The organism is Roseomonas haemaphysalidis, from assembly GCF_017355405.1.
GTDB lineage: Bacteria > Pseudomonadota > Alphaproteobacteria > Acetobacterales > Acetobacteraceae > Pseudoroseomonas > Pseudoroseomonas haemaphysalidis.
The window spans coordinates 89582-109803 of the sequence record NZ_CP061178.1 but is presented as its reverse complement, the minus strand read 5'-3'; the positions used below and the strand labels follow the sequence as shown (position 1 = coordinate 109803).

General features: G+C 69.4%; 17 protein-coding genes. 15 read left to right on the top strand and 2 right to left on the bottom strand.

Features of this window, described 5'->3' with window-relative positions; all coding sequences use genetic code 11:
* Window positions 1-94: 94 nt before the first annotated feature.
* Genes IAI59_RS18180 through IAI59_RS18165 form a run of 4 tightly spaced genes read left to right on the top strand, consistent with a single transcriptional unit; the run spans window position 95 to window position 3576 of the window.
* Window positions 95-1069, top strand: coding sequence for a Bug family tripartite tricarboxylate transporter substrate binding protein (locus IAI59_RS18180; RefSeq protein ID WP_207415795.1), 975 nt, complete (start codon window positions 95-97; stop codon window positions 1067-1069).
* Between the two features lie 16 nt (window positions 1070-1085).
* The gene (locus IAI59_RS18175) at window positions 1086-2378 is read left to right on the top strand and encodes a 3-isopropylmalate dehydratase large subunit (protein ID WP_207415794.1); all 1293 of its coding nucleotides are present in this window, start codon (window positions 1086-1088) and stop codon (window positions 2376-2378) included.
* Window positions 2375-2908, top strand: a complete 534-nt coding sequence (locus IAI59_RS18170) for a 3-isopropylmalate dehydratase small subunit (RefSeq protein ID WP_207415793.1) — start codon at window positions 2375-2377, stop codon at window positions 2906-2908. The genes IAI59_RS18175 and IAI59_RS18170 overlap by 4 nt, the downstream gene beginning before the upstream one ends.
* On the top strand, window positions 2905-3576 hold the full coding sequence (locus IAI59_RS18165; RefSeq protein WP_207415792.1) for a flavin reductase family protein: 672 nt from the start codon (window positions 2905-2907) through the stop codon (window positions 3574-3576). Before IAI59_RS18170 ends, IAI59_RS18165 begins: the two co-directional genes overlap by 4 nt.
* A 135-nt stretch (window positions 3577-3711) precedes the next feature.
* Here the strand turns inward: IAI59_RS18165 and IAI59_RS18160 are convergent, their stop codons facing one another.
* A complete protein-coding gene (locus IAI59_RS18160; RefSeq protein WP_207415791.1) occupies window positions 3712-3957 on the bottom strand; it encodes a hypothetical protein in 246 nt (81 codons plus the stop codon).
* Between the two features lie 168 nt (window positions 3958-4125).
* Entirely contained in the window at window positions 4126-5862 is a 1737-nt protein-coding gene (locus tag IAI59_RS18155; RefSeq protein ID WP_207415790.1) for a M28 family metallopeptidase, read from the bottom strand.
* Window positions 5863-6121: 259 nt separating this feature from the next.
* On the opposite strand from IAI59_RS18155, the gene IAI59_RS18150 reads away from it, so the two are divergent.
* From IAI59_RS18150 to IAI59_RS18100, 11 genes are read left to right on the top strand one after another with little or no spacing between them, the layout of a single operon-like run.
* Window positions 6122-7807, top strand: a complete 1686-nt coding sequence (locus tag IAI59_RS18150) for an ABC transporter substrate-binding protein (RefSeq protein WP_207415789.1) — start codon at window positions 6122-6124, stop codon at window positions 7805-7807.
* Between the two features lie 4 nt (window positions 7808-7811).
* A complete protein-coding gene (locus IAI59_RS18145) occupies window positions 7812-8789 on the top strand; it encodes an ABC transporter permease (RefSeq protein ID WP_207415788.1) in 978 nt (325 codons plus the stop codon).
* Window positions 8786-9685 carry an ABC transporter permease gene (locus tag IAI59_RS18140; RefSeq protein ID WP_207415787.1) on the top strand — a complete coding sequence of 300 codons (900 nt, stop codon included), beginning with the start codon at window positions 8786-8788 and terminating at the stop codon, window positions 9683-9685. Before IAI59_RS18145 ends, IAI59_RS18140 begins: the two co-directional genes overlap by 4 nt.
* Complete coding sequence (locus tag IAI59_RS18135; RefSeq protein ID WP_207415786.1) at window positions 9682-10731, top strand: ABC transporter ATP-binding protein; 1050 nt, start codon at window positions 9682-9684, stop codon at window positions 10729-10731. The genes IAI59_RS18140 and IAI59_RS18135 overlap by 4 nt, the downstream gene beginning before the upstream one ends.
* Window positions 10728-11714: an oligopeptide/dipeptide ABC transporter ATP-binding protein gene (locus tag IAI59_RS18130; protein ID WP_207415785.1), complete on the top strand. Its 987-nt coding sequence runs from the start codon at window positions 10728-10730 to the stop codon at window positions 11712-11714. Before IAI59_RS18135 ends, IAI59_RS18130 begins: the two co-directional genes overlap by 4 nt.
* 29 nt (window positions 11715-11743) lie before the next feature.
* On the top strand, window positions 11744-12508 hold the full coding sequence (locus IAI59_RS18125) for an IclR family transcriptional regulator (protein WP_207415784.1): 765 nt from the start codon (window positions 11744-11746) through the stop codon (window positions 12506-12508).
* Between the two features lie 16 nt (window positions 12509-12524).
* On the top strand, window positions 12525-13667 hold the full coding sequence (locus tag IAI59_RS18120) for a M20 family metallopeptidase (RefSeq protein WP_207415783.1): 1143 nt from the start codon (window positions 12525-12527) through the stop codon (window positions 13665-13667).
* Window positions 13664-15439: a hydantoinase B/oxoprolinase family protein gene (locus IAI59_RS18115; protein WP_207415782.1), complete on the top strand. Its 1776-nt coding sequence runs from the start codon at window positions 13664-13666 to the stop codon at window positions 15437-15439. The genes IAI59_RS18120 and IAI59_RS18115 overlap by 4 nt, the downstream gene beginning before the upstream one ends.
* Complete coding sequence (locus tag IAI59_RS18110) at window positions 15426-17468, top strand: hydantoinase/oxoprolinase family protein (protein ID WP_207415781.1); 2043 nt, start codon at window positions 15426-15428, stop codon at window positions 17466-17468. Before IAI59_RS18115 ends, IAI59_RS18110 begins: the two co-directional genes overlap by 14 nt.
* On the top strand, window positions 17465-18868 hold the full coding sequence (locus tag IAI59_RS18105; protein WP_207415780.1) for a M20 family metallopeptidase: 1404 nt from the start codon (window positions 17465-17467) through the stop codon (window positions 18866-18868). The genes IAI59_RS18110 and IAI59_RS18105 overlap by 4 nt, the downstream gene beginning before the upstream one ends.
* Entirely contained in the window at window positions 18865-20211 is a 1347-nt protein-coding gene (locus IAI59_RS18100) for an LLM class flavin-dependent oxidoreductase (protein ID WP_207415779.1), read from the top strand. Before IAI59_RS18105 ends, IAI59_RS18100 begins: the two co-directional genes overlap by 4 nt.
* Window positions 20212-20222: the final 11 nt, after the last annotated feature.

Below are 20222 nucleotides of genomic sequence, written 5' to 3'. Positions count from 1 at the left end.
GGTCATTCAATTAGTCTATTGATCATATCCGATCCGCATGCTTCGCTCCGACCGCTTGAGCCTGGGAAACAGGCCGTGGCGGGAGGAAATAGTTATGCGTCGCAGAGAATTCGCGGGCCTTGGGCTGCTCGCCATCGGCCTGGCGCGCCCCGCCCTTGCGCAGGGCGAGCGCTTTCCCGCAAGACCGATCCGCTGGGTGCTGCCGTATGCGCCCGGCGGCCCGTCGGATGCCTTCAGCCGCGCCGTTGGCCGCGGCGTGACCGAACGCCTGGGCCAGCCCGTGATCGTCGACAGCCGCCCCGGCGCCGGCGGCGTGCTGGGGCTCGAGGCTGTCGCGAAAGCGCCGCCCGATGGCTACACGGTGGGCGTCGGCGGCACCGGCTCGCTGGCCGGCGCACTCAGCCTCATGCCGCAGATGCCCTACGACCCGCTCAAGGACTTCGCGCCCCTGACCATGATGGCGGCGGTGCCGGAGATCCTGGCCATCAACGCCAGGGTGCCCGCCCGCACGGTGGCCGAGCTGGTGGCGCTGGCCAAGAGCAAGCCTGGTGGCCTGTCCTTCGGCTCCGGCGGCAACGGCACCGGCCCGCACCTGGCGGGAGAGCTGCTGCGCCTGCGCACCGGCATCGACATGGTGCACGTGCCCTACCGCGGCGCCGCCCCCGCCACCACCGACCTGGTGGCCGGGCAGATCCAGATGATGATCGGCGAGGCCCCTGCCCTGCTGCCTTTCATCCAGTCCGGCGACCTGCGCGCCCTGGCGGTGACCACCGGGGCCCGGCTGCCCGCGCTGCCGGACGTGCCGACCCTGGCGGAAGCCGGGGTCCGGGACCTGGAGCTGGAGAATTGGTACTGCGTGCTGGCCCCCGCCGCCGTCCCGGCAGACCGCCTGAACCTGCTGCGCGGTGCCATCACCGATACGCTGAAGGATGCCGAGGTGCAGCGCATCTTCGCTTCCCAGGGCGCTTCCGCCGCGCCCAGCACGCCGGAAGCGTTGATGAGCCGCATCCGGCAGGAAATCTCCCGCTGGGCCGAGGTGTCGCGCGCCGCCGGCACGCAGGCGAACTGAGAAAGGGGGCCGCGCCATGCCAGGCCAGACCATCGCGCAGAAGATCATCGCCCGCGCGCTGGGGCGCGAGGCCGTGGAGGTGGGCGAATACGTCACCGTCTCGGCCGACTACACCGTGTGTCAGGAGTTGTTCTGGCCGGGCCACCTGCGCAACCTGCAGCGCATTGGTGTGGAGCGCATCCCGCGCCCCGACAAGGCGGTGATGGTGATCGACCATTCCACCTCCGCCGCCATGGGGTCGCACCACTACCAGACGCACCGCTCGCTGCGCGACTGGTGCGAGGCCCAGGGAATCGAGAACTTCTTCGGCCCCGGCAGCGGCCTGCGGCATCAGGTGATGATGGAGCGCGGCTTCGCGCGCCCGGGCCTGCTGATCTTTTCCGACGAAGGCAACATCGCCAGCCTCGGCGCCGTCGGCGCGCTGAACATCCCGATCTCGACGGAAGTGGTGGTGTCGCTGATCGAGGACCAGAACTGGCTTTCTGTGCCGCCCTCCGCACGCATCACCCTGACCGGCGCAATGCCGGAAGGCGTCGGCGCACGCGATCTGATCCAGACCATCATCCGCGACTTCGGCGCCACGGACCGGCTGCTCGGCTGCTGCGTGGAATTCACCGGCCCCGCCATCGCCGGGCTGTCGCTGGACGACCGGCAAACCATCCTGGCCTCGTTGTTCCACAGCGGCGCCTATACCGGCGTGATGCCGGTGGATGGCGTAGCGCGCGCCTATGTCGAAAGCCGCGCCGCAGGGCGGCCCTGGCAGATCATGGAGGCGGACCCGGACGCCTCCTACGTGCTGGAAGCAACCTACGACCTCGCCACCCTGTCCCCGATGGTCACCCGCCCGCCGGACCTGCATGGCGGCGTGCCGGTGGAGAAGGTCAGTGGCCGACGGATCGACCAGGCGACCATCGGTTCCTGCTCCGGCAACCGGCTGGACGACATGCGCGCCGCCGCCGCCGTGCTGCGCGGCCGCCAAGTGGCACGGCACGTCACGCTCTACATCACCCCCGGCAGCCGCGAGATCTATTCCGCCGCCGCGCGCGAGGGGCTGCTGGAAATATTTTCCGATGCCGGCGCCACGGTGCTGGCGCCAGGCTGCACCACCTGCTGGGGCTACCAGGGCCAGTTGAACGACCATGAGGTTCTGATCTCGACCCAGCAGTTCAACTACCAGGGCCGCAACGGCAGCCGGCTGGCGGAGGTGTTCCTGGCCGGCGCCTCCGCCGTCGCCGCCGCGGCGGTCACGGGCCGGATTGTGGACCCGCGCAGCCTGCTAAAAGCGCCCGCCGGGGGGGCCGCACCATGAGCGACACCAAACGGCGAGGCCGCGTCTGGAAGTTCGGTGACAACATCAGCGGAGACGACGGCATCATCGAGTTCTCGATCGTCCGTGAGGGTTTCGGTAAGGCCTTCGACGAAGACGCGCTGCGCGCCATGTGCTTCCGCAGCCTGCGCCCCGAATTTCCGGTGGAGGTACGACCGGGCGACATCGTGGTGGGCGGACGCAACTTCGGCCACCACAACCATGTCGAGGTCAGCGTGGCGATGAAAGCCTCCGGCATCGCTACGGTGATCGTGGAATCCTGCGAGTCCGGCATCATCCGCCGGGCCCTGAACGTCGGGCTGCCCATCATGACCTGCCCCGGCATCGCAGACGCGGTGGAGGACGGCGACGTGATCGAGGCCGACCCGGCCACGGGCGTGATCCGCAACGCGGCGGGGGTGGTGCTGCAGGCGCGGCCCTTCTCGCCGCGCATGGTACAGATCTGGCGGGCCGGCGGCACCATTCCGCTTCTCGAACATGAATTCGCTGAGCGCAGGGGGGCCGCGATATGACCGACGCATCCGACGGCTTCGCCTTCGTCGATGGGGAAGGGCTGGACACGGCGGCCGCCTATCGCCTGATCGTCGGCTGCGTCGTGCCGCGCCCGATCGCCTGGATCACCACGGTGGACGAGGCGGGGCGGGTGAACGTCGCGCCCTTCAGCTCCTACAACTACGTCGCGACCAGCCCGCCGATGCTGGCCATCAACATCGCCGCCCGGGCCGGCGACGGCGCCGTCAAGGATACGGCGAGGAACCTGCGCGCGAACGGCGAATTCGTGGTCAACGTGGCGACAGAGGCGTCGATGGAGGCGATGCACGCTTCCGCACAGGAATTCCCGCCCGAGATCAGCGAGGCCGAGGCGCTGGGGCTATCGCTGCTGCCAAGCCGCCACGTGCGCCCCCCACGCCTTGCGGCCTCTCCGGTGCACATGGAATGCCGGCTTGATCAGATGGTGCCGCTGGGGCGTGGGGTGAACACCCTGTATATCGGCGAGGTCGTGGCCTTTCATCTGGCCCATGAAATCTTCGATGGCTCGCGGGTCGACAGCATCGCTATGCGCCCTGTGGCGCGCCTGGGCGGCCCCTTCTATGCGGCGCTAGGCGAGATTCACGAGCGTCCCATGCTCCAACGGCCGCCCGGGGGTGAGGGATGGTTGCCGCGCAAGCCTGGCCTTTAGCACCGCCTCGGCATCCTGATCGCGCATCCTTGACGGGCACGGGAGCCCGCCGAGGAAGGGACAACGGTGCGATGCGCCAACGTCCATGCGACCGTCGATCACGGGCCGCCAACATCTGAACGACCCAGCTGCGCTTCAAGGGCTGGAGGAAAGCGCCCGCATGGTCGAGGCGAGCTGCCGGAACGTCAGCTTGTGCATCGGGAAGACGAGCGCATAAGCATCGGCGATGAGAGCTGGCTCCTCGTCATCGCCGTCATACTGCTCTTTCCATCTCAGCCCGGCCGCCAGAACGGATAAGGCTGATTTAAGCGAGCCATACTCGCCTTTCGCATAGGCCTCGACGAGTTCGGCGGCGGCAGCATAGCTGATGGGCTTGTTCATGGCGCTCTCTGTGAATTGTCGCACCACGACCTAAGGTCTTATAAACAAGCCCACCCCTCTATGCTCGTTACGATTTGCACATATCTTTCGATGCCGCTTGACAACTCGTTGATCATCAGCGCCTTGGCGCTCTTTGGGCATCCATGGCGCAAGCGGGACCCTCTCCCATCATTTGAGTGCCGCTTCTGCCACATGCAGAGCCGCCCGTATGCTCGCGACGTAGCGGTTCATTCCGCGCAGCAATTCAACTTGTCCGGCGCGACGCAATGCTTCTGGCAGGCGCGGCAGTTCAGCAGCGATGGCCAGCGTCGGCAGCGGCGGCACGGTATAGGCGGGATCGTGCCGAAAGCGCGGCTCGCGCGTGGTGTTCACGGGCACCAGCAATCGTGCCAGCCGGAGCAGCGCGGCATTGCGGGGCGCGGGCGCAGCTTCCGACAGGCGCGACAAAGCGCCATGCAGCGCAAGAGTAACGGTGCGCGCCGCGCTCAGGTCGGCCATGCCGCCGGAAGCCGCTTCGTAGCTGGCGATGGTTTCGAGAAACTCGTCGCAGGTCGCCAGCCAGTCGAACGGCAATATGTCAGGCGTTGCCACACGCAGCACGGACAGCAGATAGATCCGCATGTCCGTCATCAGCACATCGCGATCCGCGATCTCGATGGTGTCATTCTCGGTGTGCCAGGCGATGTTGGCGCCACAGCCTGAGACATCGTAGTAGTTCTTCTCCAGCCTCAGATGCTCCGGCATGGTGGAGGACAACATGAAGAAGCTGGGCAGCCCGATGTTGTTGAACGAGTAGTCGCCGGCCTGCGGCGGCCGCAACGTCTTGACATCCGCGCCGGGCACGATGTCCAGGATCGCCTGAGTGGCAATGGCGGCACTTTCCGTGAATGCGCGGGTGTCGTGGTAGCTGGTGGCCCAGCGGCAGCCGGGGCTGTCGCAATTGATCTGCGCCACGCAATGCTCGTCCAGATCCTGCGCGAAGCGATCAGCGAACCACGTGGAACCGGCGTAGCGCCCTGTCGAGTGTCCGGGCCACCAGGCAATCTTGACGGAGCGGCGCAGCTCGGCCCGGCCTTCCCACAAGACGCGCGCGATCTCCAGCATCGTCGCGTCTCCCGTGGCATTGTCGCCGACGCCGACGTCCCAGCTGTCGTAATGGCCATGCAGCAAAGCGAACTTCTCCGGCTCGACACTGCCGGGGATGGTGACGACCGGTATCTTCTGCGGGAACCAGCCCTCCAGCATGTCGGTGCGGATCGTCGCCTCGCCGCCCGCCTCGGCCATTGCCATCAGGACCTGGCCGTCGGGATTATTGACGGCGACGACGGGGATCTTCGGCTTGCGTGGCAGGTCGGCCAGGTCAGGGCTGCCCCAGATCGTGGTGCAGGTGCCCCAATGGATATCGATTCCCGGATTGACGGCGATAAGGCCGACGCCTCCCCACTCCTCGATCAGCGAAGTCAGCGCCGGGTTGCCGAAGCCCTGCATAACCACGATCTTGCCACCCACCAGCGCGCGCACATCCTCGACCGACGTGATGCTGCCGCCGAACAGCGTGCTGATGTCCCGGTTGTAGCTGCGCAATGCCTTGGGATTGGCTTGCAGCCGGACCAGTGGCGCCGTGCGCCCCTCGGGCACCGGCAGGGCCGATGACGGCGGCTTGGCACGGAAGCTCCTGCCGCCGGCGCTGACGGATGCGGACAACGGCACGGACAGGCAGATTTCCGGCTGGTGCATTTCAAACGGTATGCCGAGCGCGGTGAGGCGGGCACCGATCACGTCGGCCGCCGCATTCACATCCTCGGGCATCCACCGCGGCATGGTGGAGAAGGTCTCGACGAGCGCCCAAGGCACGTCCAGGCTGATGCGGTCCAGGAAGCGTCGCTCCAGGTCACTGATCGGCATACTCATGCTCCAGGTTGACTGCGTTACGCTGTTCGAACCAGTGTTTCGACAAACCCCGGGCCTCGTCAACTCAGTTTTGATGTTTAAAGCCTGATTGGTAGGCATCATGCCCGTTCAGACTACAACTTTACAGCTAATGAACCTGCCTCGCATGTTTTTTGAGCGAAATCTTCTGTTATCGGTTGAGTGCTGCTGAACCGACGGTTTAGGCTTCCAATCGATGGCGCGAGATCGCGCCGATTTTTTGGAGGATGCCGCCATGCCCGCAGCCACCCTCTCGCGCCGCGCCCTGCTCGCCGGCTCCGCCCTCGCCCTCGTGCCCCTGTTGCCCGCCGGCCTCGCCATTGCGGCCACGCCCGGCGACAAGATCCGCCGCATATCCCTGCTCTGCGCGGCGCAGGCCAGCGATCCGCAGGAATTCCAGGCTGCCCAGCTGATCGCCGCCGCCTGGCGGCAGCTCGGCCTCGACGTCGACGTGAAGGGCTTGCCGCGGCCGCAGCTTTCCGACGTGGTGTGGAACAACCGCACCAAGTGGGACATGACGATGTGGCGGATGATCGGCCGCCCCGAGCGCAGCGACCCGGACGAATTCGCCTACAACTTGTACAACCCGAGCACGATCGCCACGGGCTATAACTTCGTCGGCTACGACAACCCCGAGTTCCAGAAGCTGGCCGAGGCGCAGCGCGCCGAGCCCGACCCCGAGAAGCGCCGTGCCCTGATGTATCAGGCGCAGGACATGATCAACCGCGACCAGCCCTACCTGTTTCTGGTCTATCCCAAAAACGTCCTTGCCTACGACAAGAACGTCTGGAAGCCGGAAAGCATCGTCGAGCAGAGTGGCATCGGCATCCGCTGCTTCTGGACCTTTCTGCGTGCCGAGCCTGCGGGCGACAAGCGTGACATGATCTGCAACGCTGCCGAATCGCTGATCGCGCTCAACCCGCTCTACATTTCCGGCGCGATCGACAGCTGGGTGACCGAGTTGATTTGGGACCGGCTGATGCGCGTGGGCCCCGACGGCCTGCCGCAGCCCTGGGCGGCGGAGAGCATGACGCAGGTCGACCCCGTCACCATCGACGTGAAGCTGCGCGCCGGCCAGACCTGGCACGACGGCAAGCCGGTGACGGTGGACGACGTGGTGTTCTCCTTCGAGGCGCCGGCAACCACCGACAAGTCGCCGATGTACAAGCCATTCGTGGCCAACATCGCGTCCGTGAAGGCCACCGACGACCGCACCGTGCGCTTCGTGCTGAACACGCCGAGCGCTGCCTTCGCGACCTCCACGCTCGCCAAGATCAACCTGACGCCGAAGCATGTCTGGCAGCCGATCCTGGCCGGGCTGGAAGGCAAGCCGCAGAACGCCGAGACGGTGCAGGAGGAACGGCCGATCGGCTCCGGCCCCTTCAAGGTGTCGCGCTTCAAGCTGGGCGAGGAGATCGTGCTGGAAGCGAATGCCGCGCACTGGGAGCGGCCGAGGATGGACCGCTGGATCATGCGGGTCATCACCAACACCGGTGCCGCACTCGGCATGCTGCCGCGCGGCGAAATCAACTTCCTGTCCGATTATCGCGGCGACCCGAAGCTCCTGGCCGACCTGGCGAAGGCGAACCCGAATGTCGAAGTGGTGTCCACCACCGACATGGGCTTCCGCTTCGCCGCCCCCAACATCCGCCGGCCGCCCTTCAACGACATTCGCTTCCGCCAGGCGCTGTCGATGGCGATCAACCGCCAGCTGATGGTCACCGCCGCCTGGAACGGCTTCGCGGCGCCCGCCAATTCCTTCGTCTCCTCCGCCCTGCCGTATTGGAACAAGCCTGGCATCGACGACATCAAGCCTGACATGACGGCGGCGAAGAAGCTGCTGGAGGAAGCGGGCTACCAGCTGGTGCGCGGCAAGCTGCACTACCCGGAGGGCGTGAAGGAGACGACGGCGGAAGGCTGACCTCGTGCCCTATGTGATCAAGCGCCTGCTGCACATGGTCTTCGTGCTGTGGGCGGTCGCCACCATCGTCTTCCTGATGTTCCGCCTGATGCCGGGGGACCCGACGGCCGCCTTCATCGACCCCACCTTCACGCTGGAGCAGCAGCAGGCGATCCGCGCGCAGTTCGGGCTCGACCTGCCGCTGCCGCAGCAATACCTGGTCTATCTCGGCAACCTGCTGCGCGGCGAGTTCGGCCTGTCCTTCCGCCAGCGCCAGCCGGTGCTGGGGCTGGTGCTGGAGGTGCTGCCGAACACGCTGCTGCTGACCATGACCTCGCTGATCATCGCCTATATCTTCGGCACGCTGCTGGGCGCGCTGATGGCCTGGAAGCGTGGTGGGGTGTTCGAGGCGATCTCGGTGCCGCTGGTGCTGACCACCCGTGCCGCGCCGGAGTTCTGGCTGGGCATGGTGATGCTGGCGATCTTCGCCTTCGGTCTCGGCTGGCTGCCCTCGGGCGGCGCCAACTCGGCCGGCGCCAACTACGCCTCGGAATGGCACCGCGTGTTTTCGCTCGATTACCTCAGCCATCTCGCGCTGCCGGCACTGACGCTGGCCATCTACCTCCAGGGCCTGCCGGCGCTGCTGATGCGCTCGTCGATGCTGGAGGTGATGCGCGAGGAGTTCGTCACCATGGCGCGGATGAAGGGGCTGTCGGAACGCTCCATCATGCTGCGCCACGCGGCCCGCAACGCGCTGCTGCCGCTGGTCACCGCCTTCGCGCTCGGCTTCGGCCAGTCGGTCGGCGGCAATGTGGTGGTGGAGAACGTCTTTTCCTGGCCCGGCCTCGGGCGGCTGCTGGCCGATGCCATTGCCAACAGCGACTACCCGCTGGCGCAATGCGCCTTCCTGCTCATCGCCTTCGTGCTGGTGCTGATGAACTTCCTGGCGGATCTGGCCTACGGGCTGCTCGACCCCCGCGTCGCGCATGAGCGTGGCGCATGAGCGCCGCCTCGCTCGCCACGCCGGTGCGGCGCGGCCCGCTGGCGGGCTTCCTGCACCACCTGCTGCGCGACCCCTATGCGCTGATCGGCGTCAGCATCTACATCGTCTTCATCGCGGTCGGACTTTCCGCCGAATGGCTGGCGCCGCATGATCCGATGGAGATCCTCTTCACCCCCGAGGGCGGCCTCGCCGCCTCGCTGCCGCCCAGCGCCGAGCACTGGCTGGGCACCACCAACCTGGGGCGCGACATCTTCTCCCAGCTGGTGATGGGCACGCGGCCTTCGCTGATCGTCGGTATCTCGGCGGCCATCGCCGTCGCGGGCATCGGCACCGTGGTGGGGCTGCTGTCGGGCTATTTCGGCGGGGTGCTGGACCAGGTGCTGATGCGCGCGGCCGACATCGTGCTGGGCCTGCCCTTCCTGCCCTTCGTCATCGTCGTCACCGCCCTGCTCGGGCCGCAGTTGCAGAACATCGTCTTCGCCGTCGGCATCATGCTCTGGCCCAACGCCGCGCGCGTCATCCGCAGCCAGGTACTGACGCTCTCGCAGCGCCAGTTCGTCGAGGCCGCGCGCGTCACCGGCGCCGACGAATGGCGCATCCTGTTCGTGCATGTGGCGCCCAGCGTGCTGCCCTTCTCGGCGCTCTACGGCGCCTTCGCGGTGGGCTGGGCGATCCTGACCCAGGCGAGCATCTCCTTCCTTGGCTTCGGGGACAGCGACGCGATCTCCTGGGGCACCATGCTGCAGGATGCCTATGCCTCCCAGGCGCTGGACCGCGGGCAATACGCCTGGTTCATCCCGGCCGGGCTTTGCATCGTGCTGGTGGTGCTGGCGGGCTTCCTGGTCAGCCGTGGCTACGAGGACCTGCTCTTTCCCAAGCTGAGGGACGACCAATGACCGACCTGCTCGCGGTGCGCGACCTCGGCGTCGCCTATGCCAACGGACGGGTGATGGCGGTGGACGGTGCCGACCTCACGGTGCCGCGCGGCGCCATGCTGGGGCTGGTCGGTGAATCCGGCTGCGGCAAGACCACGCTCGCCCGCGCGCTGATGGGCGTGCTGCCGCCCGGCGCCCGCGTCACCCGTGGCAGCGTGGTGCTGGACGGCACGGACCTGGTGGCGCTGACCGCCGCCGAGCGCCGCGCCCGGCTGTGGCGCGAGCTGGCCTTCGTGCCGCAGACGGCGATGAGCGCGCTCGACCCCGTTTATCGCCTGCGCGACCAGATGCGCGAGGTGCTGTGCGAGCGCGGCGGCCTGTCCCGCGCCGAGGCCGATACGCGGGCGGCGGAATTGTTCGAGGCTGTGGGCCTGCATCCGCGCCGGCTGGCGGATTATCCGCACCAGTTCAGCGGCGGCATGCGGCAACGCGCCGCCATCGCCCTGGCGCTGGCGCTGCGGCCGAAACTGGTGATCGCCGATGAGCCGGTGACGGCGCTCGACGTCATCGTGCAGCGGCAGGTGCTGGACACCTTTCGCGACCTCAGCGAGCGGATGGGGCTCTCGGCCATCATCGTCACGCACGACATCAGCGTCGTCGCCTATCTCTGCGGCCATGTGGCGGTGATGTATGCCGGCAAGGTGGTGGAGCACGGGCCGACCGAGGCGGTGCTGCAGCGCCCCTCCCACCCCTATACCATGGGGCTGATGAACGCCTTTCCGGACCTGGAAAGCGACGAGGCGGTGCTGGCGCCGATCGAGGGTTCGCCGCCGCCGCTGTCGGACCCGCCGCCGGGCTGCCGCTTCGCGCCGCGCTGCCCCTTCGCGGTCGCCGCCTGCGGCACGGTGGTGCCGCCCCCCACCACCCTGGCCGCCGACCACTGGGCCGCCGACCACTGGGCCGCCGACCACTGGGCCGCCTGCCACCGGGTGGCCGAGGCGCCGGCGCTGCGCGCCGAGGCCCGCCGCCCCGCCACCTGGCAGGGCGTCGCGGAGCGCCTCGCATGATGGCCGAGCCCATTGTCGAGGCCTTCGGCCTGTCCAAGCACTACCCGGCGCAGCGCAGCCTACGGCAGGCACTGCGCGGCGAGCGGCCGGTGCTGCGCGCGGTCGATGGCGTGGACCTGACGCTGCGGGCGGGGGAAAGCGTCGGGCTGGTCGGTGAATCCGGCAGCGGCAAGACCACCATCGGCCGGCTGCTGCTGAAGCTGACGGCGCCGAGCGAAGGGCAGATCGCCTTCAAGGGCGAGCAGCTCGCGCGGCTGGACCGCGCCGGCACCCTCCGCTTCCGGCAGCGGGCGCAGCTGGTGTTCCAGAACCCCTTCGACGCGCTGAACCCCCGCTTCACCATCGGCCGCAGCCTGGCCGAGCCGCTGTCCAACACCGGCGTGCCGCGCGAGGAGCACGCGGCGCGCATCGCGGAGGCCATGCGCATCGTCCAGCTCGGCGACGCCGCCCGCACGCTGGAGCGGATGCCGCACCAGCTCTCGGGTGGCCAGTTGCAGCGTGTCGTGCTGGCCCGCGCCCTGGTGTTGCGGCCGGACTTCCTGGTGGCGGACGAGCCGGTCTCGATGCTCGACGTCTCGGTGCGCGCCGGCATCCTGAACCTGCTGCGTGACCTGCGCGACCGGCTGGGGCTGACCACGCTGGCTATCTCGCACGACCTCACCCTGGTGCGCTATGTCTGCGAGCGGACCCTGGTGATGTATCTCGGCCAGCTGGTGGAGGACGGGCCGACGGCGCGGGTGATCGCGCAGCCGGCGCACCCCTATACCGTGGCGCTGATCAAGGCGGTGCCGCGGCCGCATGTGGCGCAGCCGCGCGACGCGCTGCCGCTGCACGGCGCGCTGGGGGATGCCGCAGCCATGACTGTCGGCTGCCGCCTGCGCAACCGCTGCCCGCATGCCTTCGACCGCTGCGCGGTGGAAACGCCGGCGCTGGTCGAGATCGCGCCCGGGCACCGTGCCGCCTGCCACCTGCACGCCCAATGAGGCAGGGGCTTGAACAGGAAGACCGCCACATGGACTACACCATCACGGCCGTGGACCGGGCGCTGGCGCTGCTGGAAACGGTGGCCGAGCACCCCGGCGTCGGCCTCAGCGAGCTGGCGCGGCTGACCGGCAGCACCAAGACCCTGGCCTTCCGCATGGCGGCGACGCTGGAGGCGCGCGGCTACCTGATGAAGGATGCCGAGACGCGCGGCTATACGATCGGCCACAAGCCGCTGCTGCTGAGCGAGAAGATGCAGCACCAGATGCCGCTGCTGCGCGTCGCCAACCCCGTGCTGGACGACCTGGTGGCGCGGACGCGGGAGAATGTCTCGCTGCTGGTGCGCGACGGGCTGCAGACGGTGTGCATCGGCATCCGCCAGTCGCCGCAGCCGATCCGCCTTTACGCGGAACTCGGGCGGCAAGGGCCGCTGCATGTCGGCGGCGGTCCGAAGCTGCTGCTGGCCTATGCGCCCGAAAGCGTGCAGGAGGAGGTGGCCGCCGGCGCGCTCGACCGCTTCACGCCCGAGACCATCACCGATCCGGTGCGGCTGCGCGCGCTCCTCGGAAAAATCCGCTCGCAGGGCTACAATGTCAGCCACGGCGACCAGGATGCCGGGGCCTTTTCCATCGCGGCGCCGCTGCGCGACCACCAGGGCCGCGTCGTCGCCTCGCTGTCCGTCGCCGGGCCGCAGTCGCGGCTGACCGACGATCTGGAACGCCTTTACGTCCGCATGCTGCTGGATGCCGCCGGCGAGGTTTCCTCGCGCCTCGGCTGGCGCGAGGCGGCGGCCTGATGCCGGGAGAACGTCCATGAGCCAAAGCAACACGCCCCCCTTCGTGGCCGACGACCTGCTGCGCGAGATCCGCGCCTGGGTGGAGATCGAGAGCCCGACCGACGACGCCGCCGCCGTCAACCGCGCCATGGACCGCGCCGCCGCCGACGCGACCGCCGCCGGGGCCGGCACCCAACGCATCCCCGGTCGCGACGGCGCCGGCGACCACCTGCTGGTGTCCTCCCCCTGGGGCGCGGAGGACGAGCCGGGCATCCTGGTGCTGAGCCACCTCGACACCGTGCACGCGGTCGGCAGCCTGGCGGGGCCGATGCCCTTCCGGGTCGAGGGCGACGTCGCCTACGGCCCCGGCATCGTCGACATGAAGGGCGGCGCGCTGATCGCGCTCGCCGCCCTGCGCCACCTGATCGCGCGCGGAGGCCGCACGCCCTTGCCGATCCGCCACCTGTTCGTTTCGGACGAGGAAACCGGCAGCCACACCTCGCAGGAGCACATCGAGCGCGAGGCGAAGCGCGCCCGCTTCGTGCTGGTGACCGAACCGGCGCGGGAAGGCGGGCGCATCGTCACCGCCCGCAAGGGCACCGCGCGCTTCGACCTGCGTATCAAGGGCCGCGCCGCGCATTCCGGTGCCCGGCACGAGGACGGCCGCAGTGCCACCAAGGAGCTGGCGCGGCAGATCCTCGATTTGGAGGCGATGACCGATTACGGCACGGGCGTCACGGTGAATGTCGGCCGGATCGGCGGCGGCACCCGCGCCAATGTGGTGGCGGAGGAAGCCTGGGCCGAGATTGACATGCGCGTGCCGAACCAGGAGATCGGCACCCCCGCCATCGCGCGTGTGCTGGCGGTCAAGCCCTACGACCCGGACGTCTCGCTGGAGATGACCGGCGGCCTGAACCGCCCGGGCTACGAGAAGTCCGACGCCATCGCGCAGTTGTTCGAGCATGCGCGCGGCCTGGCCGGCGAGATCGGCTTTGAGCTGCACGACCTGAAGACCGGCGGCGGCAGCGATGGCAACTTCACGGCCGCGCTCGGCGTGCCGACGCTGGATGGGCTCGGCGTCGACGGCAAGGCGGCCCATACGCATGAGGAGCAGCTCTACGTCTCCTCCCTCGTGCCGCGGGCCACGCTGCTGCTGCGGCTGATGGAGACGCTGTCGTGAACGATGTCATCGCCACCCGGCTGTGCAACCCCGTCACGCTGGAGATCGTCCGCGGCGCCGTGCGCGCCGCGCAGGCGGAGATGGAGGCGCTGATTGAACGCACCGCCATGTCCGCCTTCATCCGTGAGAAAAAGGACTTCTACACCGCGCTGTTCGACGCCGATGGCGTCATGGCCGTGGGCTCCAACGTGCCAGTGTTCGGCGACATCTGCGGCCCGGTGTTCCGCGAGTTTCCGCCCGACAGCATGCAGCCCGGCGACCTCTACTGGTACAACGACTGCTACGGCTCGCGCGGCGCGGTCAGCCATTCCAATGACCAAGTCTTCCTGGCCCCGGTGTTCCACGCAGGGCGGCGCGTCGCCTTCGTGATGGGCTGGGCGCATTTCGCCGATATCGGCGGGCTGCGGCCCGGCTCCATCTCGCCCGATGCCACGGACATCTTCCAGGAAGGCATCATCATCCCGCCGACCAAGCTGATCGCGGCCGGCGTGGTGAACACGGCGACGCTCAGCATCTTCTACCGCAATTCCCGTTTCCCCCGCGCCGCGCAGGGCGACACGCGCGCGCTGATGGCCAGCGTCGAGCTGGGCACCACCCGCATGGCCGAGATCGCCGCCCGCTTCGGCGCCGAGGTGCTGGCCGATGCGCTGCGCCAGTTGTTCGAGCGCACGCGCGAAACGGTGCGCGAGCGTCTGCGCCAGACCTTCGCCGTCGGCACCCACCGCTTCACCGACCGCATCGATGGTGACGGCCATGGCTCCGGCACGCTGCGCATCCGCTTCGCGCTGACACGGACGGCGGACGATCGCTTCATCCTGGATGCCAGCGAGACGGACGACCAGTCGGTCGGCCCGGTCAATTTCCTGATGAACCCGGACGTGCCAGGCATGGCGCTCGGCCTCTACTTCCTGGGCGGCGACGCGACCCAGGTGGTCAATGCCGGCGGCCCGCGCGCGCTGGACGAGGTGATCCTGCGCGAGGGCTCGCTGGTGCAGCCGCGCTTCCCGGCGCCGCTCGGCATGCGCGGGCTGACCATGATGCGCGTGCTGGCGGCGCTGAACGGGCTGGTCTCGGTCGCGGGGGGCGAGGCACCGGCCGCGCACGCCGCCTATGTCATCATGCTCTTGCGCGGCACCGCCAACGGCAAGCCGTTCCTGATGAGCGACGGCATCGGCGTCGGCTACGGCGCGCGCGGCTTCGCGGATGGCATCGACGCCGTGTATTTCGTGGCGCAGGAGAACTACCCGGTCGAGTTCCTGGAACTGGAATACCCGATCCGCCTGACCGAATACGCCATGCACCGTGACAGCGGCGGCCCCGGGCGCTGGCGCGGCGGCTGCGGCATCGTGCGGCAATACGAGGTGATGGCCGAGGAGGCGGTGCTGGCCGTGCGCATCGACGGCGTGGAGAACCCGCCCTGGGGCGCCGCCGGCGGCCAGTCCGGCCGCCCCGGCCGCGTGGTGGTCAACCCCGGCACCGATCGGGAGCGCGTGCTGCGCCCGCTATCCGACGGCAACAAGCTGGTCAAGGGCGACATCCTGCGCATTGAGACCGGCGGCGGCGGCGGGCGCGGCCACCCCTTCGACCGGCCGCCGGAAGCGGTGCTGGCGGACGTGCTGGGCGGCATGGTCGGCGCGGCGGAGGCGGCGCGCGACTACGGCGTGGCGATCGCCGATGGCGCGGTGGATGCGGCGGCCACGGACGCGCTGCGGGCGAACCGGCCGGCGACCCTGGAATTCCATCGCGGGAGCTACGCGCATGTCCTCGACTGAACTGGCGCGGCCGCTGTCCGTCGCCGTCGATATCGGCGGCACCTTCACCGACATCACCATCCAGGACGGCGCGACCGGCCAGGCCTGGACCGCCAAGACCCCCTCCACCCCGCACGACCCTTCCGAGGCTTTCCTGACCGGCGTGCGCCTGGCGCTGGAGGCGGCGGCGGGGGCGGCCACCGGTGTCGGCCGCGTGCTGCACGGCACCACGGTCGCCACCAACATGATCCTGGAAGGCAAGGGTGCGCGCACCGCGCTGGTCACCACCGCCGGCTTCCGCCATGTGCTGGACATCGGCCGGCAGGACATTCCCCGCCGCGTCAATTTGCACGCCTGGGTCAAGCCGCAGCGGCCGGTGCCGCCCTCGCGGGTCTTCGAGGTGCAGGAACGCATTTCGGCAGCCGGCGAGGTGTTGACGCCGCTGGACGAGGTCACGGTCACTGCGGCTGCCGAAGCCTGCCGCGCCTCGGGCGTCACCGCCGTTGCCGTTTGCCTGCTGCATGCCTTCACCGCGCCGGAGCATGAGCGGCGCGTGGCGGAGATGCTGCGGGCGGCCCTGCCGGGCGTGGCGGTCACGGCGTCCTCTGACGTGCTGCCGGTGGTGCGGGAATATGAGCGCAGCCTGGCCACCATCCTGAACGCGCAGGTCATGCCCGCCGTCTCCACCTATGTGCAGAAGCTGGAGCAGCGGCTGGAGCAGGAAGGCGTCGCGGCACCCCTGCTGCTGATGAAGTCCAACGGCGGCGTGGCCGGTGCCGCCGCCATCCGCCGTGCCCCCGCCGTCACCGCGCTGTCCGGCCCCGCCGCCGGCGTGGTGGGCGCCCGTGCCATCGCCGAAGCCGCCGGCTTCCCGGACATCATCACCGTCGATATCGGCGGCACCAGCGCCGACATCTGCCTGATGAAGGGCGGCGAGGTCGGGCTCACCCAGACCGGGCATGTGGGCGACTGGCCCTTGCCGCTGCCGATGGTGGACATGGTGACCATCGGCGCCGGCGGCGGCTCGCTGGCGCGCGTCACGCCGGATGGCGCGCTCGCCGTGGGGCCGGAAAGCGCCGGCGCCGTGCCGGGCCCCGCCTGCTACGGCCGCGGCGGCACCCGCGCTACGGTGACGGACGCGCATGTGGCGCTGGGCCACCTGCCGCCCAGCCTGCTCGGCGGCCGCATGACGCTGGACGTGGCCGCCGCCCGGGCGGCAGTGCGCGACAGCGTGGCCACGCCGCTGGGGCTCGACGAACACGCCGCGGCGCGCGGCATCCTGGCCATCGCGGATTCCAACATGGTCGGCGCCGTGCGTGTCGTCTCGGTGGAGCGCGGGCACGACCCGAGGGACTTCGCGCTGGTGCCCTTCGGCGGCGCCGGGCCGCTGCATGGCTGCGCGCTGGCCGAATTGCTGGGCATCCGCACCGTGCTGGTGCCCGCCGCCCCCGGCGTGCTTTGCGCCCAGGGCCTGCTGGCCGCCGACCTGAAGGCCGAATTCAGCCGCAGCCTGAATGACCCGGCACCCGAGGCCGTGGACGCTGCCTTCTCCGACCTGGAAGCGCAGGCCGCTGCCTGGTTCGCCGAGGAGCAGGTGCCCGCCGCCCGGCGCGAAACGAAGCGCATGGCACTGATGCGCTATGCCGGACAGGGCGGCGAGCTCGCGGTGCCCTGGCCCGGCGACATGCCGGGTGCCGCCGCCAACTTCGCCGCCCAGCACAGGGCGCTCTACGGCTTCGACCTGCCGGAAGGCACGGTGGAGCTGGTGACGCTGCGGCTGGAGGCCACCGGGCGCCTCGGCGGCAGCATCACCGTCACGCTGCCGGCCGGCGCCGGGCCCACGCCCTATGCCCACCATACCGTGCACTTCGCCGGCGGCACGCGTGAGGCAGCGCTTTACGACCGCGCGGCGCTGGGCGCCGGCGACAGCTTCGCCGGTCCCGCCATCGTCACGCAACTGGATGCCACGACGCTGGTGCCACCGGGCTGGGAAGCACGCATGCATGCCTCCGGCGCCCTGGTCCTGCTGCGTCAGGAGACGACCGTATGACCCCCCGCGAAACCGTCATCGCCGCCGCCGCCGCCCTGCTGGACGACGGCCCCTACCTGGAAGTGATGGCCCGCCGCGTCGCCATCCCCACCGCCAGCCAGGACCCCGGCAGCATGCCGCACCTGCTGGCCTACCTGACGCGGGAGATGCAGCCGGACCTGGAATCCCAGGGCTTCACCTGCCAGGTCTTCGACAACCCCACCGGCAAGGGTGGCCCCTTCCTGATCGCGCGCCGCGTCGAGGACCCGGCGCTGCCGACGCTGCTGACCTATGGCCATGGCGACACCGTGCTGGGGCTGGATGCCGGCTGGCTGGAAGGGCTTTCCCCCTGGAAGCTGGAACGGCGCGGCGAGCGGCTCTACGGCCGCGGCATCGTCGACAACAAGGGCCAGCACACCGGCAACCTGATGGCGATGGAGGCGGTGCGGCAGGCACGCGGTGGCAAGCTCGGCTACAACGTCACGCTGCTGCTGGAAACCAGCGAGGAGGTCGGCTCCCCCGGCATCGAGGAAATCTGCGAGCAGCAGCGGGACCTCCTGAAAGCCGACGTGCTGATCGCCTCCGACGGCCCGCGCCTGGTGCCGGAGGTGCCGACGCTGACGCTGGGTACCCGCGGCGCGCTGGGCTTCGACCTGCGCGTCACTTATCGCGAGGGCGGCCATCATTCCGGCAACTGGGGCGGGCTGCTGGCCAACCCCGGCATCCGCCTGGCGCATGCCATCGCCTCCCTGGTCGGGCCGGAAGGGCAGGTGCTGTTGCGCGAGCTGGTGCCGGAGGCGATCCCCGACAATGTCCGCCGCGCGCTGGCTTCCTGCCGCGTCGACGGCGGCGAGACCGGGCCGGAGATCGACCCCTGGTGGGGCGAGCCGGGCCTGTCCGCGGCCGAGAAGGTCTTCGGCTGGAACACCTTCGAGGTGCTGGCCTTTTCCACCGGCAACCCGGCCGCGCCCGTCAACGCCGTGCCCCCCACAGCCTTTGCCCGCTGCCAGATCCGCTACACGGTGGACCGCGACGTCGAGACCTTCCTGCCCGCCATCCGCCGTCACCTGGACAGCCTTGGCTTCACCGACGTGGCGGTGGAGCCGGTGAAGAACGGCGCCGAATGGAAGGCGACGCGGATGGACCCGGACGGCCCCTGGCCGCGGCTGGTGGCGGATTCGGTGTTCCGCACCACCGGGCAGCAGCCGATGATCGTGCCGAATGCCGGCGGCTCACTGCCCAACGACAGCTTTGCCGTGACGCTCGGCCTGCCCACCATCTACATCCCGCATTCCTACAGCGGCTGTTCGCAGCACGCGCCCAACGAGCACGCGCTGGTGCCGCTGGTGCGGGAAGGGTTGCAGATCGCCGCCGGCGTGTTCTGGGACCTTGGCGAGCAGCCCTGGCCGTCCAAGCCATGAGCCCGCGCCAGATGCACCTGGGGGTGTTCTTCTTCACCCCCGGCAGCCATTCCGCCGGCTGGCGCCACCCGGACGCGGTGCCGGAAACGGACATGTCCTTCGCGCACTACGCCGCCATGGCCCGCACCGCCGAGGCCGGCAAGCTGGACTGCCTGTTCTTCCAGGACACCGCCGCCGTGAACGGCAGCGCGGCGCTGGACGGCGGCAGCCCCTGGCGCCCCGCCGCGGGGCGGCAGGTGTTTCCGGAACCCGCCACGTTGATCGCGGCACTGGCGCCGTTGACCGAGCGCATCGGGCTGGTGGCCACCGCCACCACCACCTATGGCGACCCCTATACCATCGCGCGGCGCTTCGGCACGGTGGACCACATCAGCAACGGCCGGGCGGGGTGGAACCTCGTTACCTCGCAGATCGAGGACGAGGCGGGCAATTTCAGTCATGACCGACATGCCGAGCACGCCGACCGCTATGCCCGCGCTGAGGAATTCTATGACGTGGTCGAAGGGCTGTGGGACAGCTTCGACGAGGAGGCCTTCCCGCGCGACAAGGCGAGCGGCCAGTTTCTCGACCCGGCGCATTCCCATATCCTGAACCACGTCGGGCCGCATTTTCGGGTGCGCGGGCCGTTGAACCTGCCGCGCTGCCCGCAGGGCCGCCCGGTGATCGCGCAGGCCGGCTCCTCCGGCCCCGGCAAGCATCTGGCATCGCGCGTCGCGGATCTGATCTTCACGGCGCAGAGCCTGCTGCCGGAAGGGCAGGCGTTCTACCAGGACGTCCGCGCCCAGGCCGCAGCCCATGGCCGGGAGCCCGACCACGTGCGGATCCTGCCCGGCCTGATGATCATCACCGGTGAAACCGAGGCCGCCGCCCAGGCCACCTATGCCCAGTTGCAGGCCCTGACCGACGACGCGACCGCGATGCGGCTGCTCGCCCGCCTTTGCGGCGACCTCGATATCCATAGCTTTCCGATCGACGGCCCGCTCCCGGAGCTGCCGCCAAGCAATGCCGCCCGTGCGCGGCAGGAGCACATTGTCGCCAAGGCCAAGCGTGAAGGGCTGAGCATCCGTCAGGTGGCACGCTACATGGCCGCTTCGCTGGGCCACCACTTGGTGGTCGGCTCGCCGGTGCAGGTCGCGGACGTCATGCAGGAATGGTACGAGAACGGCGCGTGCGACGGCTTCATGCTGCTGTTCCCTTTCTATCCGTCGCCACTGGACGACTTTGTGGCCCATGTGGTGCCGGAACTACAGCGGCGTGGGTTGTTCCGCACGGCATACACCGGCACCACCCTGCGCGAGCACCTGGGCATTCCGGTGCCACGCAGCCGCTACGCAACCGAGTGAGCGGGCCGGGC